The sequence below is a fragment of the Nitratireductor sp. XY-223 genome, from assembly GCF_004959855.1.
Classification (GTDB): domain Bacteria; phylum Pseudomonadota; class Alphaproteobacteria; order Rhizobiales; family Rhizobiaceae; genus Hoeflea_A.
The window spans coordinates 87,676-102,885 of sequence record NZ_SPNT01000001.1; the positions used below are offsets into that span (position 1 = coordinate 87,676).

The 15,210-nt window shown below is 63.1% G+C and carries 13 protein-coding genes; 12 read left to right on the forward strand and 1 reads right to left on the reverse strand.

Features of this window, described 5'->3' with window-relative positions; genetic code table 11:
• The first annotated feature begins 3 nt into the window (after nucleotides 1-3).
• Genes murG through murB form a run of 3 tightly spaced genes read left to right on the forward strand, consistent with a single transcriptional unit; the run spans nucleotide 4 to nucleotide 3,505 of the window.
• Nucleotides 4-1,125, forward strand: a complete 1,122-nt coding sequence (gene murG, locus E4M07_RS00390; RefSeq protein WP_136656307.1) for an undecaprenyldiphospho-muramoylpentapeptide beta-N-acetylglucosaminyltransferase — start codon at nucleotides 4-6, stop codon at nucleotides 1,123-1,125.
• Nucleotides 1,122-2,537, forward strand: a complete 1,416-nt coding sequence (gene murC / locus E4M07_RS00395; RefSeq protein WP_136656308.1) for a UDP-N-acetylmuramate--L-alanine ligase — start codon at nucleotides 1,122-1,124, stop codon at nucleotides 2,535-2,537. Before murG ends, murC begins: the two co-directional genes overlap by 4 nt.
• Complete coding sequence (murB, locus tag E4M07_RS00400; protein ID WP_136656309.1) at nucleotides 2,534-3,505, forward strand: UDP-N-acetylmuramate dehydrogenase; 972 nt, start codon at nucleotides 2,534-2,536, stop codon at nucleotides 3,503-3,505. Before murC ends, murB begins: the two co-directional genes overlap by 4 nt.
• Here the strand turns inward: murB and E4M07_RS00405 are convergent.
• Complete coding sequence (locus tag E4M07_RS00405; RefSeq protein WP_136656310.1) at nucleotides 3,502-3,879, reverse strand: multidrug efflux SMR transporter; 378 nt, start codon at nucleotides 3,877-3,879, stop codon at nucleotides 3,502-3,504. The two genes, murB and E4M07_RS00405, sit on opposite strands and share 4 nt — an antisense overlap.
• A gap of 189 nt (nucleotides 3,880-4,068) precedes the next feature.
• Here E4M07_RS00405 and E4M07_RS00410 point away from each other — a divergent pair, with 189 nt between their 5' ends.
• The 9 genes from E4M07_RS00410 to ftsA all read left to right on the forward strand — a co-directional run bounded on the left by E4M07_RS00410 (nucleotide 4,069) and on the right by ftsA (nucleotide 15,197).
• Nucleotides 4,069-6,120 (forward strand): molybdopterin-dependent oxidoreductase, encoded by a 2,052-nt coding sequence (locus E4M07_RS00410; RefSeq protein ID WP_136656311.1) that lies wholly within the window; start codon nucleotides 4,069-4,071, stop codon nucleotides 6,118-6,120.
• A gap of 16 nt (nucleotides 6,121-6,136) precedes the next feature.
• On the forward strand, nucleotides 6,137-6,583 hold the full coding sequence (locus tag E4M07_RS00415; protein WP_136656312.1) for a pyridoxamine 5'-phosphate oxidase family protein: 447 nt from the start codon (nucleotides 6,137-6,139) through the stop codon (nucleotides 6,581-6,583).
• Nucleotides 6,584-6,654: 71 nt separating this feature from the next.
• Entirely contained in the window at nucleotides 6,655-8,106 is a 1,452-nt protein-coding gene (locus E4M07_RS00420; protein ID WP_136656313.1) for a PLP-dependent aminotransferase family protein, read from the forward strand.
• Between the two features lie 380 nt (nucleotides 8,107-8,486).
• On the forward strand, nucleotides 8,487-9,428 hold the full coding sequence (locus tag E4M07_RS00425) for a transglutaminase domain-containing protein (RefSeq protein WP_136656314.1): 942 nt from the start codon (nucleotides 8,487-8,489) through the stop codon (nucleotides 9,426-9,428).
• Nucleotides 9,429-9,581: 153 nt separating this feature from the next.
• On the forward strand, nucleotides 9,582-10,586 hold the full coding sequence (locus tag E4M07_RS00430; protein ID WP_136656315.1) for a hypothetical protein: 1,005 nt from the start codon (nucleotides 9,582-9,584) through the stop codon (nucleotides 10,584-10,586).
• A 288-nt stretch (nucleotides 10,587-10,874) separates the two neighbouring features.
• Nucleotides 10,875-11,834 carry a hypothetical protein gene (locus E4M07_RS00435; protein WP_136656316.1) on the forward strand — a complete coding sequence of 320 codons (960 nt, stop codon included), beginning with the start codon at nucleotides 10,875-10,877 and terminating at the stop codon, nucleotides 11,832-11,834.
• A gap of 185 nt (nucleotides 11,835-12,019) precedes the next feature.
• Nucleotides 12,020-12,946 (forward strand): D-alanine--D-alanine ligase, encoded by a 927-nt coding sequence (locus E4M07_RS00440; RefSeq protein ID WP_136656317.1) that lies wholly within the window; start codon nucleotides 12,020-12,022, stop codon nucleotides 12,944-12,946.
• Nucleotides 12,934-13,869: a cell division protein FtsQ/DivIB gene (locus tag E4M07_RS00445; protein WP_169054036.1), complete on the forward strand. Its 936-nt coding sequence runs from the start codon at nucleotides 12,934-12,936 to the stop codon at nucleotides 13,867-13,869. The genes E4M07_RS00440 and E4M07_RS00445 overlap by 13 nt, the downstream gene beginning before the upstream one ends.
• Entirely contained in the window at nucleotides 13,866-15,197 is a 1,332-nt protein-coding gene (gene ftsA / locus E4M07_RS00450) for a cell division protein FtsA (RefSeq protein ID WP_136656319.1), read from the forward strand. Before E4M07_RS00445 ends, ftsA begins: the two co-directional genes overlap by 4 nt.
• Nucleotides 15,198-15,210: the final 13 nt, after the last annotated feature.

Consider the following 15,210-nt stretch of genomic DNA (forward strand, 5'->3'; position numbering starts at 1 on the left):
CCTATGGCGCCACTTGTTCTTCTGTGTGCCGGCGGCACCGGCGGTCACCTGTTCCCGGCCGAAGCGCTTGCGCATGAAATGCGCGGCCGCGGTTTTGCCGTGCATCTGGTGACGGACAGGCGTGCGGAACGGTTTTCCGGCTCCTTTCCCGCTGATGAGATACACATCGTCCGGTCGGCGACCATCACATCGAAGAACCCGATTGCCCTTGCACGCACCGGATGGGCGCTGTTCCAGGGTCTGCGCGAATCCGGCAGGCTGATGGCGCGGCTGAGGCCTTCGGCCGTCGTCGGTTTCGGCGGCTATCCGACGCTGCCGCCGCTGATGGCGTCGAGCCGTGCCGGCATACCAAGCCTGATTCACGAGCAGAATGCCGTCATGGGACGCGCCAACCGGTTCCTGGCTCCGCGGGTGCGGGCCATAGCCGGCGGGTTCCTGCCGGCGGGCGGGGGACCGTTCGGCGACAAGGTCGTCGAAACCGGCAATCCGGTGCGTCCGGATGTGCTCGAGGCGGCTGAAACGCCCTATCGCGCGGCCACCGGCACCGAACCCTTCCACCTGCTTGTCTTCGGCGGCAGCCAGGGCGCCCGTTTCTTTTCCGAAATCATGCCCGAGGCGCTGGTCGCCGTTCCCGAAGCCTTGCGCAACAGGATGCGCATCACCCAGCAGGTCCGACCGGAAGACCGGGAGCCGGTCGAGGCGTTCTACCGGGACAATCTGATCGAGGCGGAAATTTCGCCATTCTTTGACGATATGGCTGAAAGGATCGCCGGCGCGCAGCTCGTCATCAGCCGCTCGGGCGCTTCGACGGTGTCGGAACTCTCCGTGATCGGCCGCCCCGCTATCCTTGTGCCGTTTCCGCATGCGCTCGATCACGACCAGGCAGCGAACGCGGCCGCACTGCAGGAAAAGGGCGGCGCGCAGGTCATTCCGCAATCGGAGCTCGATGCGGACAGGCTTTCGTCCCTGCTTGTGTCCCTGATCGAGGATCCGGACCGGCTGGCGGACATGGCCGAGAAGGCCAAGGCTTCCGGACAACCTTCGGCGGCGCGCTTGCTCGGCGATCTCGTTGCCTTTATGGCGGTGGGACAAACGCCAAGCGAGGAGCGGGGAGCAGACGAATGAAAATGCCGCAGAACATTGGCCTGGTCCATTTTGTCGGTATCGGCGGTATCGGCATGAGCGGCATTGCGGAAATGCTCCATAATCTCGGTCACAGCGTGCAGGGGTCCGATATCTCCGACAATGCCAATGTCCAGCGGCTGCGGGATAAGGGCATCCCGGTCGCCATCGGTCACAACGGCGAAAACCTGGGCGATGCGGAGGTGCTGGTCGTCTCGACCGCCATACGCAAGGACAATCCGGAGCTTGCCGCGGCCCGCGAACGGGGCATTCCGATCGTTCGGCGCGCCGAAATGCTGGCCGAGCTGATGCGTTTCCGCAATGCGGTTGCCATCGGGGGAACCCACGGAAAGACCACCACGACGTCCATGGTGGCAACGCTTCTCGATGCCGGCGGCCTCGATCCGACCGTGATCAATGGCGGCATCATCAATGCCTACGGAACCAATGCTCATATGGGCGGCGGCGAGTGGATGGTGGTCGAGGCGGACGAGTCCGACGGCACGTTTTTGAAACTGCCCGCCGATGTCGCCGTCGTCACCAACATCGATCCCGAACATCTCGACCACTATGGCAACTTCGACAATGTTCGGGAGGCCTTCGCGCAGTTCGTTGAGAACGTGCCGTTTTACGGGTTCGGCGTCATGTGCGTCGACCACCCGGAGGTGCAGGCGCTCGTCGGCCGCATCGATGATCGAAGGGTGGTGACTTACGGCGAAAATCCGCAGGCGGACGTGCGCTACCACAACCTGCGCATGAACGGGCCGAGCTCGGTCTTCGATGTCTCGATCCGCAACCGCAAGAGCGGCGACTTCACGGAAGTCAGGGACCTGACCCTGCCGATGCCGGGCCAGTACAATGTGGCGAACGCGACGGCGGCGATCGCCGTTGCCCACGAGCTTGGCCTCGACGAGGCGGCGATCGCCCGCGGCCTTGCCGCCTTCGGCGGGGTCAAGCGGCGGTTCACGCATGTGGGCAATTGGCGCGGCGTCGATATCTTCGACGACTACGCGCACCATCCGGTGGAGATAAAGGCGGTGCTCTCGGCTGCCCGGCAGGCCTGTTCCGGGCGTGTCATTGCCGTGGCCCAGCCGCATCGATACACGAGGCTTGAAAGCCTGTTCGACGAATTTGCCGCCTGTTTCAACGATGCCGACACCGTCGCCATCGCGCCGGTCTTTGCCGCCGGAGAGGAGCCCATCGACGGGGTTTCCTCTGAGGAACTGGTGCAGCGCATTCGCGCCGGCGGACACCGCGACGCGCGGACATTCGAGGGAGAGGATCACCTGGCGCCGCTGATCGCGGCCCTCGCCGAAGCCGACGATTTTGTCGTCTGTCTCGGAGCGGGCAGCATCACCAACTGGGCAGCAGCGCTGCAAACTCAGCTCGAGGCGACGGACGGGGCGGATCTATGAGCGACCAATCGGCCGGGACATTGCTGGACACCATGCCGAATGTATTCGACGGCCTGCGCGGCAAGGTGACGCCCAACGCGCCGATGGCGAATGTGACCTGGTTCCGGGTCGGCGGTCCTGCCGAGGTGATGTTCCAGCCGGCCGATCGCGACGACCTGGCGGCGTTCCTCAAGAAACTGCCCGAGGATGTGTCGCTGCTCGTCGTCGGCGTCGGCTCGAATCTTCTGATCAGGGACGGAGGCGTTCCGGGGGTTGTCGTCCGCCTGTCGGCGAAAGGCTTCGGTGACGTGAAGCAGATCTCCGACACACGCCTCGAGGCGGGTGCCGCCTGTCTCGATAAACGGCTGTCGGCAGCCGCCCACAAGGCCGGTATCGGCGGCTTCCACTTTTATCACGGTATTCCGGGCGGCATCGGCGGCGCGCTTCGCATGAATGCCGGGGCCAACGGAACGGAAACCCGCGAGCGGGTGGTCGCGGTCCATGCGCTCGACCGCAGCGGCGCGGAGCACGTGCTTTCGAATGCGGACATGGGCTATGCCTACCGCCACAGTGCGGCGCCACAGGAACTGATCTTCACCCATGCGGTTTTCGAGGGCTACCGCGAGGATGGCGAGACCATCCGCCAGGAGATGGACGCGGTCCAGCACCATCGGGAAACCGTCCAGCCGATCCGTGAAAAGACCGGCGGCTCGACATTCAAGAACCCGCCGGGCACATCCGCCTGGAAGGAAATCGACGCGGCCGGATGCCGCGGCCTCATGATCGGCGCCGCGCAGATGTCACCCATGCACTGCAACTTCATGATCAACACCGGCAATGCGACGGCCTACGACCTCGAAACGCTCGGTGAGACGGTCAGAGCCCGGGTTCTCGAAAAATCCGGCATCCGGCTGGAATGGGAAATCAAGCGCCTCGGCAGTTTCCGCGAGGGGCAGATGGTCCAGGAGTTCCTCGGCCGGTTGCTTTAATGGGCCGTTGCGTTTGAGAGCGTATTGATTACCAGCACGCCGGCAAGGATCAGGCCGATGCCGACGAGGGCCGGCAGGTCGAGCGTCTGGCGGTAAAGGAAATACCCGATGATGGATATGGCGACGATGCCGGCGCCGGACCAGATGGCGTAGGCAATGCCCATCGGGATTGTCCGCAGCGCAAGCGCCAGAAAGTAGAATGCCACGGCAAATCCGATCGCCGTAACAGTCGACGGCCCGAGGCGGGTGAAACCTTCCGATGCCTTGAGGGCTGATGTGCCGATGACTTCGCCGGCAATGGCGACAAACAGGAACAGCCAGTTCACGCGCACTCCTCCGCTTTTGATTTTCCCGACCCGCCACAAGCGACCCATGCGAGCGCGATGTCAATCCGTGTCGTGCACGCTTTCTCAATATTTCCGACATGCCAAAACGCCGGCCGGGGTGCGCGCGTCCGGATTGGTATGCCGAAATTCTCCGTAAATGGCCATTTTTCATGGTCCGCGCCGTTTGTATCATCCGCGGCGGTCAAGTGCACCGATCAGCGAGGTCCGAAGCACATCATGAACGAGATCGTCAGAGCGACCGCCAAGCCGAGCGTCTGTCCGCTGGACTGCCCCGACACCTGCTCGCTCACCGTTACCGTGACCGGGGGAACGATCGACGCCGTCCGCGGCTCGTCCGTCAATCCGTTCACCGACGGCGTCATCTGCAACAAGGTGGCGCGGTCCTACCCGGAATTCGTGCACGGTCCCGGGCGGCTGACCCGTCCGCTGAGACGGGTCGGCAATCGCGGCGAGGGCCGGTTCGAACCGATTTCGTGGGACGAGGCCATCGACATGGTCCATGACGGCTTTGCCCGGGCCATCGACCGGCACGGTCCGCAATCCGTGATGCCGTTCAACTATGCCGGTCCGCACGGCGAACTGGCCGGCGGCTCCATGGATCGGCGCTTCTTCTACAAGCTCGGCGCCACGTTGCTCAATCGCGGGCCGCTCTGCGGCGCGGTGCGCGGCACGGCCTATACCAGCCTTTACGGCTCCGCCCCCGGAATGCCGCCCGAGCAGGCACGCCATGCGGATCTCGTGGTGGTCTGGGGCAACAATGTCACCGTGTCCAACCTGCACCTCATGCGCGTGCTCAAGGACACGCGCAGGACCGGCACGCGTCTCGTTGTCATCGACCCGAAACGAACCAAGATCGCCGAGCGCGCCGATCTCCTCCTTCAGATCAACCCCGGAACCGATGTCGTTCTCGCCATGGCGGCTGCCGCGGAGCTGGAACGACGCGGTGCGCTGGACGACGCGTTTATCGCCCGGTGGACGAGCGGTTTCGATCGCTACATGGAAGAGGCGCGGAAATACGCGCCGGGCGATGTTGTCGACATCTGCGGCCTGCAAGCTGCCGATTTCGAAAGGTTCATCGCGTTTTACATGGATGCCGACACGGTTGCGGCATCCTTCGGCAACGGCATCGAGCGCGGGCGCAGCGGCGGCTCGGGGCTCAGGGCCGGCATGGCGCTGCAGGCGCTTACCGGCAATCACGGCCGGCGCGGCGCGGGCGTCATCGCCAAGCCGGGCCTTGCGGCGCCGAAGACCACGGACCGGCTGCAAAGGCCGGACCTCATTCCGGACGGCACGCGCACGTTCAATATCGTCGATGTCGCCCGCAAGCTCCTCGACAAGGACCTGGATCCGCCGGTCATGGCGACCATGATCTACAATCACAATCCGGTCTGCACCCATCCGGACCAGAAGACCCTGATGCGGGCGCTCTTGCGCGAGGACCTGTTCATCGCCGGCTGCGATGTGGTGATGACCGACAGTCTTGCCTTCGCCGACGTGATCCTGCCGGCGGCCAGCCATTTCGAGTTCGACGACATATACGGCGCCTACGGCCAGAACTATGTGCAGCGGGCCGCGCCCGTCATTGCGTGCGTCGGCGAGAGCCTGCCGAACACGGAGATCTTCCGCCGGCTGGCAGCCCGGTTCGGTTTCGACGAGCCGATCTTCAAGGAGGATGACACCGCGCTGATGGACGCGGCATTCGACGCCGCCGACCCGCTGATGCAGGGATACCGGCCAAGCGAAGTGCCGCTCGACCGCGCGCTGGAGATGACCGCCGCGGACGGCGGCGAACCGATCATGTGCGACACGGTCGCCCCGGCAACGGCATCCGGCAGGATCGAGCTCTTTTCGCCGGACCTGGAAGCGCGTTTCGGCTACGGCGTGCCGCGCTACGAGCCTGTCGCGCGTCGCCATCCGCTGGTCCTGATATCACCGTCATCCGACAAGCGCACCAATGCGACCTTCGGCGGTTGCTCCGAATCGGACGGTCCGGAAATCGTCGAAATCAATCCGGCCGATGCCACCGTGCGTGGCCTGGCGAGCGGCGACATGGCCATCGTCTCGAACGAACGGGCGGAAGTCGTTCTCAAGGTCCTGGTCTCCGACAAGGTCCGTCCGGGCGTCCTCTACAGTCCGAAGGGCACATGGCTGCGATCGAGCGAAACCGGGCACACCGTAAACGCGCTCATTTCGGCCGACATCCGTGCCGATATCGAGGAGGGTGCCTGCTACAACGAAACCTTCGTGGAGATCGCTCCGCGACAATAATCGCCGAGGAGACGGCATGCTTACCGGGGAAATGACCAGGCTCATCCGCGACCACACCGCCGGCATGGTCGCAACGGTCAACGAGGACGGCACGCCCGCGGTGTCTCCGAAAGCGACGTTCGTTGTTTTCGACGAGCAGACGCTAGCCTTCGGCAATCTGCGGTCGCCCGGCACGCTCGCCAATATCAGGCGCAACGCCGCGGTCGAGGTGTGTTTCATCGACGTGCTGGCCCGCAAGGCGGTGCGGATCAAGGGAACCGCTTCAATCATCTCCAAGTCGAAGGCGAGTGCCGGCATGATCGCCGCCTTTGAGGAGGCCTGGGGCGATTACCTGGCGCTGATGTCGGCCTTCGTTTCGATTTCGGTAAGTGAAGCGGAACTGATCCTGTCGCCGGCCTACGATATCGGCCACACCGAGGAGGACCTGCGTGCGGCCAATCTCGCGCGCCTGAATGCGCTTTGACCGCGACGCTTGTTTTCCGGCCTTGTGCCGTGCCAGAATTGAGCTGTTGAAAACAGCCCATTGCTGCGAAAATGAACAAACCAATAAAGACAGGCGCCGGGTCCTCCGCTGCCGTGCGCGTGGATCGCAACAGCGGCGTTCCGATCTTTCAGCAGGTCTATGAGGGCCTGCGCGAGCAGATCGTTTCCGGTGCTTTCGGCAACAGCGGGCACCTGCCCCCGACCCGGGCGCTGGCGGTGGAACTGGGCGTGTCCCGTTCAACCGTGGTGACGGCCTACGATCAGTTGGTGGCTGAGGGCTACGCGGAAGGGCGGCAAGGCTCCGGCTTCGCGGTGTGCCGGATGGGCGAAGTCGAGTTCGCCGCGGTCCCGAAGCCGGACAGGGTCCCGGCCGCGGCACCGAACCGCTCCGGACCGAAGCCGTTCAGCGCGGGTGTTCCGGACATGCGGCATTTTCCCCACCGGCAGTGGGCGCGCAGCGTTGCGCGGGTCGCCCGCAACGAGCCCGAGGCACTCGTGAGCCGCGACGACGACTTTGGCGATACGCGCCTGCGAAAGGCCGTGTGCGAACACATCCTGCAGTGGCGCGGCGTGCGTGCAGATCCCGAACAGGTGCTGGTGACGGCCGGTTCCGGCGATGCCCTGGAAATCTGCATCCGCACACTGGCAAAGCCGGGTGACCGTATCGGACTGGAGGACCCGGGATACCCGCAAATCAGGAACTTCGTGACCAGCCTTGGAATGCGGCCGCTTTGGCTGCAGGTCGGTGCCGATGGTGCCGAATTGCCGCCAGGGGATGGCCGCAGGCCGCGACTTGTTGTGCTGACGCCGTCACAGCAGTATCCACTCGGCGGTGCGATGACCCAGGGCAGGCGGCTGGAGTACCTCAACTGGGCCGAGCGTGCCGGTGGCTGGATCATCGAAGATGACTACGACAGCGAGTTCCGCTATGCGGGCCGGCCGATTCCGGCGCTCTCCGGCTTCGACCGGCATTCGCGCACCATCTATGCCGGCAGCTTCTCGAAGATCTTCTCCAACAATCTGCGCATCGGCTACCTGGTGATTCCGGAGGCGCTCCTGCCGTGCTTCGGCAATACGCTGCGCCGGTATGGCGGCAAGGCATCGATCATGCCGCAACGGGCCCTCGCGGTATTCTTCGAGGACGGCGAATTCTATCGGCACCTGCGACGCGTAAGGCGTGTCTATTCCGAACGAAGGCGCGTGCTCATCGACCGCTTGAACGCGGAGTTGGGGTCCTTGATCAGCATTGAGGACCACCAGGCCGGAATGCAGTTCGTGGTCAGCCTGCCGGATGACTGCGACGATACCGCATTGTCCGGGGCCGCGTCGGCAAAGGGGCTGAGCGTGGCGGCATTGTCGTCCTTCTACGCCGGCCGGTCGGTCCGCAAGGGGCTGGTGCTGGGTTTCTGCGCTTTCATGCCGGAAGAGCTGGAGGCCGGTGCCGGAATCCTGGCGCCGCTGATTCGCAAAGCGCTGCCCCGACACCCGAGACAGGACCCGTAAATACGTCCGTTTGCGGCCGCCGGCTGCGCCCAATGCGCGAAGTCGACGCACGGTTATCGGAGCGCGGGAAAACGGGCCTGTATTATCCACAAGATGCCAACAGGGCACAATTCCAATTCCGTTGAAAACAGACGCGCCTTGCGAGCCGTCGCGACCGTGGCGAACAAGGGAAAAACCATTGCGGGCGAGGGGGTTGCGCGCTGACACCGATCCCGCTCGACGGAATGTGGCCGCCGGGCGTCAAATTTCGTTAACGGCTGGGAGCCGTATTTGATCCCAGGGGCCTCACTGTCCCCCAAATTCGTCAATCCAGTTGCCCTATTGCCGAATTGCGTACGCATTTCGCGTTGAGTGGAACACATTTTATGGGCGGAAATTTTATGGATATCAGTTACGCGACACACACGGCCTGGTCCAATCCAGGGCTTTTCAGGCGCAGGCTGGACGAACTTCCCCTCGACCCGCAGGGCCTGGCGGATGTTCTCGAGAACTTCATGATTCATCACGACGTAGTGCGGCTGCTGCAGCTTGGAACGCCGCGTTATGCCATGTCCGATCACAATATGCGGACGGTCGAACGCATGCTCAGCACAGCCTTGCGGCGCGATCGCCGCTCGCTCCTGGTGCCGCGGGACATTCCGGCTTACCTGCATGTGAGCGCCCGCGACTTTGCGCTGATCGCCACCAGCGTGTTCAGATCCAGCGGCATCGAGGCGCGTGTGCGGGTTGGCTTCGCCGACTATTTTCGAATGGGCCACTGGGAAGACCACTGGCTGTGCGAATACCGCACGGATTGCGGATGGCGGCTGTTCGACGCGCAACTCGGCTGGCGGGCCCGGCAGGCGCTCGGCATCAGCTTTCCCATCCACGACGTGCCGCGCAGCCGGTTCCTCAGCGGCGGCGACCTGTGGCTGGCCATCCGCTCCGGGGAAATCAAGGCGGCGAAATGCGGACGCTACCATTCCGGCATTCGCGGTGCCTGGCTGCCGGCCACCAACATTCTCAAGGACATCGCAACGCTTTGCGGTGTTGAGCCGCTGCCTTCCGACTATTGGGGCGTTGCAGAGGAGTTCAGCAGGAACAAGGCGGTATCGGTCAAAGCTTACGAAGAGCTTGATGCACTGGCGCGTGCCTTTTCCGACATGCCCCAATCACCGTGGGAAGCGCGGGCGCTGGTTTCGCAGTTTCCGTGGGCCAATCCGATCGATGCAAATGTCAGCAGCGACGAGGCCGTTGTCAGCGACAAGCAGATCATCGCACTGCCCGCCTGGCGGCACGTATCCGCCCCGGCGCCGCTCACGCAGGCAACGGCCAACAACTGAAAACGATCCGCAAGCGCGCAAAACCGGATGAGCCAATCAACTGTGGCCCATCCGCCACACTTCGATTTTCTGATATGGGAATAATTGTTCGAATTCCGATGTTTTGATAGTTCATAGCTGGGGCATGTCGGAATTGGGATATCAGAAATGTTTATGAAAACCAGCTCACGCGGCGGATCGCAAAGCGGCTTGAAGGCTGCGCTTTTTCATTCGGTTTCCGTCGTGGCGGTCGGCATCGGCCTTGCCGTTGCGTCGACATCCGCGAAAGCGGCGGACCCGGCGGAACTTCCGACGCGGGATCTGGGCGCGGTGTTCGAGGCCAATGCATGGGGCGGGTATTTGTGGCGGGGTGGCGACGCCATCAACTCATCGGCCGGCCCGCCGAACGAGATCGAGGATTTCCCGCTTGCCGGCGGGGGTGTGATGTTCGCAGCGCCGGTTCTGAATGACTGGCTGGTACAGCTCGAGTTCGACGGCGAGGGCGCGTTCGACAATGACAGCGTCAACGGTGTTCCGGCCAACGACACCTATTCCGGTGGCTATACCGGTGGCGGTCATTTCGCCTTCACGCGCAATAACCTGCTGGCAGGCGCCTTCTTGGGTGGCGGTGAGACGTTCTTTCACGAGACGACCACCGATCACGACGTGACGCAATGGATTGCGGGCGGCCAGGCGCGCCTTCTCAATGAACGCGGTTCAGTGGCGCTGCAGATGGGCTATTTCGACACCCACGCCGACAGCGGCAACATGGAAACACTCAGCGACGCGTTCTTCGTCCGCGCCGTCGGGCAGGTGTTCTTCAACAACGGGCAGACGATGCTCGAGGGAAGCGTTGCCTATGCGGACGGGACCCAGGACGAGGATGACACGCCCTCCAATCCAACGGATATGTGGGCGTGGGAAGTCATTCTCGAACATCAGCTCGCGATGCTCTCCGGCGGCAACACGGCCGCCTCGGTCTTCGTGTCCTACGAGGGCGTGCAGGTCAACGAGGACAGCACAGGCGGCGGTACCGACAGCCTCGTCGACCAGGGCATCTACGCCGGCCTGAAGTTCCGCTTCGGCGCACAGCAGAACCTCTACGAGCGGGAAATGAGCACCGCGCCCGGACTTCCGAAAGTCCACCGCTGGCTGGGTGCCGTGCCGGCCGTCGACTGATCCGACAACCCTAGAAACCAAAAAAGACGCCGTTTGCAGCAAAATCTGCTGCGAACGGCGCAACGCTCTGATTCTGCCGGCCTTAGAGATTCCGTATTTTGAGTCGATCTGGCTGGCGCCGGGTCTGCGGCGAGATTCGTGCTCAATTAGCCGCTGTACGCACCAATGATCGAAATGAATTGATTGCATTCCCGCTTTTTGATAACGACGAATAGGGAACACTTTGGCGGCGGGGGAGTCATCGTGGATATTGACAGCATATTGCGCGGCGGGTCACGAAATGGCGCGATGGCAACGCTTCTTCATTCGGTTTCCATTGCAGCAATCAGCGTCGGCATCGCTTTAGCCTCGACATCGGCAAGGGCCGATCCCGTGGATGTTCCGCCCAGGGATCTGGGTGCGGTCTTCGAGGTCAATGCCTGGGGCGGCTATATGTGGCGGGGCGGAAATTTAATAGTTAAATCACTTCACGAAGTCGAGGAACTCCCGCTTGCCGGCGGCGGTGCCATGTTCGCGTCTCCGGTCTTCGACTACGGGCTGGTCCAGCTCGAGTTCGATGGTGAAGGGGCTTTTGACAATGAAGATGTCAACGGTGTTCCGGCCAATGAAAGCTATTCCGGCGGTTTCACCGGAGGAGGGCATCTCGGCTACACCCGCGACAATTTCCTGATCGGCGCCTTTGGCGGCGCCGGCCGGACATACTTTTTTGACTCTTTTAGACCGGGCTATGATGTGACGCAGTGGCTGGCCGGCGGACAGGCGCGCTACCTCAACGAACGCGGTTCGCTGGCCGTGCAAGCCGGCTATTTCGATACCCGTTCGGACAATGGCGACATGGAGACCCTGAGCGACACCTATTTCGTCCGCGCCATAGCGCAGGTATTCTTCAACAATGGATCTACGATGCTGGAGGGAAGCGTCGCCTACGCCGACGGTACGCAGGATGAGGACGACGGACCGACTTCAGATCCGGCGTATATGTGGGCCTGGGAGATTGTCCTCGAGCACCAGCTGGCGATGCTTTCGAGCAGCAATGCTGCTGCCACCGTCTTCGTTTCCTATGAGGGTATCCAGGTAACCCAGCAGTTCCCAATCATCGATTCACAAAGCCTCATGGACCAGGGCATCTACGCCGGCCTGAAGTTCCGCTTCGGCGCACAGCAGAACCTCTACGAACGGGAGATGAGCACCGCGCCCGGACTTCCGAATGTCCACCGCTGGCTTGGTGCCGTGCCGGCCATCGACTGATCCGACAACCGCCGAAAATCAAAAAAGACGCCGTTTGCAGCAAAATCTGTTGCGAACGGCGCAACGCTCTGATTCTACTGGCCTTAGAGTTTCCGTATTTTGAGTCGATCTAGCTGGCACCGCGCCTGCAGTCAGATTCGTGCTCAATCCGCCACAAAGGCGACGGTGTGAAAAAGGGGACAGTGATGAGCGGGAAACACGTGGCGATGCTGATGGGCGGGTTTTCGTCCGAGAGGCCGGTCAGTCTCTCCTCCGGCAATGCCTGCGCCGACGCGCTCGAGGATGTCGGCTACCGGGTGACGCGTGTCGATGTGGGGCGGGACGTTGCCAGTGTCCTTGATGACCTCAGACCCGACGTCGCGTTCAACGCGCTGCACGGGCCGTTCGGCGAGGACGGCACGATCCAGGGTATCCTGGAATACCTGGAAATACCCTATACGCACTCGGGTGTCGGGGCATCGGCGCTCGCCATGCACAAGCAACAGGCCAAGCGGATCGCCTCCAGTGTAGGCATACCGGTCGCCGACGAGCTGGTCATGCACCGGCTCGAAATCGAACTCATCCACCCGATGGAGCCGCCCTATGTCGTCAAACCGGTCAGCGAGGGGTCCAGCTTCGGGGTCGTGATCGTGCGCGAGGAGCATACGCATCCACCCCAGAGCATCGGTTCCGACGACTGGCCGTACGGCGATCATGTCATGGTTGAACGATTCGTCCACGGACGCGAACTGACCTGCGCCGTGATGGGCGATCAAGCCCTTGGGGTCACAGAAATTTTCCCCGTCGGCCACAGTTTCTACGATTATGAAGCAAAATATGTAAAAGGCGGATCAAAACACGAATATCCGGCGAAAATTTTACCAAATATTTACCAAAAAATTCAGAAACTGTCCCTGATGGCGCACCAAGCTCTCGGGTGTCGCGGCGTAAGCCGTTCTGACTTTCGGTATGACGACCGTTTTTCCGAAGACGGTGAAGTTGTCTGGTTGGAAATCAACACGCAGCCAGGCATGACTCCGACATCCTTGGTGCCCGAATTGGCGGAACTTGCCGGGTACGATTTCGGCGAGCTGCTGACCTGGATGGTGGAGGATGCTTCGTGCATGCGTTGAAAGGCAGGTGGGTAAAAAGACGGCAGACGGCCGCGGACCGCTTCGATAGCGCCGTGCCCGATTCCTCTGTTGTCCTGCCGCGCATCCTGCGCCGCCCCATGCGGCTGTTTTCCGCGCTCATCGACGGGCGCGCCGTCATCCCGCCGCACACGGGGACCCTGGCCACGGCAGCCTTGTTCGCAATCACCGGCCTTTACGGCGTCGTCGAGGGCGGGCATCTGCGCGCGCTCGCGGAGAGCACGACGTCGGCGGCCGGCTTCGCGGTCGAGTCGGTCAACATCGCCGGCAATGTCGAAACATCGCCGATCGATATCTTTCAGCAACTCGGGCTTGACGGGCACACCTCTCTGATCACCATGGATGTGGACGAGGCAAGGGCTGCCGTCATGGCGCTGCCGTGGGTGCTGGACGCGGATGTCCGCAAGATCTATCCGGACGCGATCGACGTCAAACTCGCCGAGAAACGCGCATTCGGAATCTGGCAGCACGGCCGGGAACTGTCGCTGATCGAGCGCAACGGCAGCGTGATTGCGCCGCTGGCCGACGAAAAATTCACCCGGTTGCCCCTGTTCGTGGGCCTTGGCGCGGATGCCCATGCGGAGGCGTTCGATGCCTTGCTGGACATTTGGCCGGAGCTCAAGCCGCGCATCAGGGCCCGCATCCGGGTCGCCGACCGCCGCTGGGACATTCGCCTGGAAAACGGTGTCACGGTACGCCTTCCCGAGACCGGTGCGGCCGACGCACTCGACAGGCTGCGCCGCATGGACGTCGAACAGGACCTTCTGGCGCGCGACATCATGAGTGTCGACCTGCGGCTCGACGATCGGGTGACCATCGGACTGTCGGACAATGCCGTCGTGCGACGTCAGAACGCAATGGAGGCACGGGAACGCCTGCTGAAGAAGCGGGGCCGCAATTCATGAACGTCTTCCGGTCCGCCTCCTTTACCGTTCCCCATCTGAGGGCCCTGCCGGCCAAGCGGTCCAGCGTGGTGACCGTCCTCGATATCGGGTCGACCAAGGTCGTGTGCCTGATCGGCAAGCTTGAGCCGCGGGCCGAAAGCCGCCTTCTGCCCGGTCGCACGCACGATGTCGAGATCATCGGCGTTGGCCACCACAAGTCGCGCGGCGTCAAGGCGGGTGTGATTGCGGATCTCGACGCGGTCGAGAGCTCGGTGCGCATGGCTGTCCATACAGCGGAGAAGAGAGCCGGTTTGACGGTCGAGTCCCTGATCGTCAACGTCTCCGCCGGACGCCTGCGCAGCGATGTCCATTCGGCCGAAATCGACCTCGGCGGCCACGAGGTCGAGCGTTCGGACCTGCGCAAGGTCCTGGCCGCGGCGGCCGCCCAGATCGACAGGGCGGACCGTTCGACCGTGCACGCGCTGCCGACCGGGTTCAGCCTCGACGGCGAGCGGTCGATCCGCGATCCGCTCGGCATGTTCGGCGACCATCTCGGCGTCAACATGCATGTGGTCACCGCCGAACAGGCGCCGCTGCGCAATCTCGAACTGTGCGTGAACCGGGCCCATCTGACGGTCGAGGCGATGGTTGCGACGCCCTATGCAAGCGGTCTTTCGGCGCTGGTCGACGACGAGGCGGAAATCGGATGTGCCTGCATCGACATGGGCGGCGGCACGACGACGATTTCGGTGTTTGCAGAAGGGCGCATGGTCCACACGGACGCGATCGCGCTCGGCGGGCACCACGTGACGATGGATCTTGCGCGCGGGCTTTCCACGCGCCTCGAGGACGCCGAGCGACTCAAGGTCGTTCACGGATCGGCGCTGCCGATGACCGGCGACGAGCACGACACGGTTTCCGTTCCGCCGATCGGCGACGGCGAGTCGGATCTGCCGGTGCAGATGCCGAAGGCGCTGCTCGGGCGGATCGTGAGGGCGCGCATCGACGAGACACTCGAGATGATCCGCGACCGCATACAGCGGTCCGGCTATGCGCCCCTGGTGGGGCGGCGCATCGTGCTGACGGGCGGGGCCAGCCAGCTGACCGGCATCGCCGACGCAGCGCGGCGAATCCTGGCCCGAAACGTGCGCATCGGCCGACCGCTCGGCGTTGCCGGGTTGCCGGCCGCGGCCAAGGGGCCGGCCTTTTCCACCGCCGTGGGACTGATGATCTATCCGCAGATCGCCGCGCTCGAGAGCCGTGGCGTGGAACGGGCCGGGCGCTACCGGGCCGTGGGCGGCGGCGGACGATTTGCCCGTGTAGGACAGTGGTTGAAAGAAAGTTTTTAATTGTGTTGGCCGG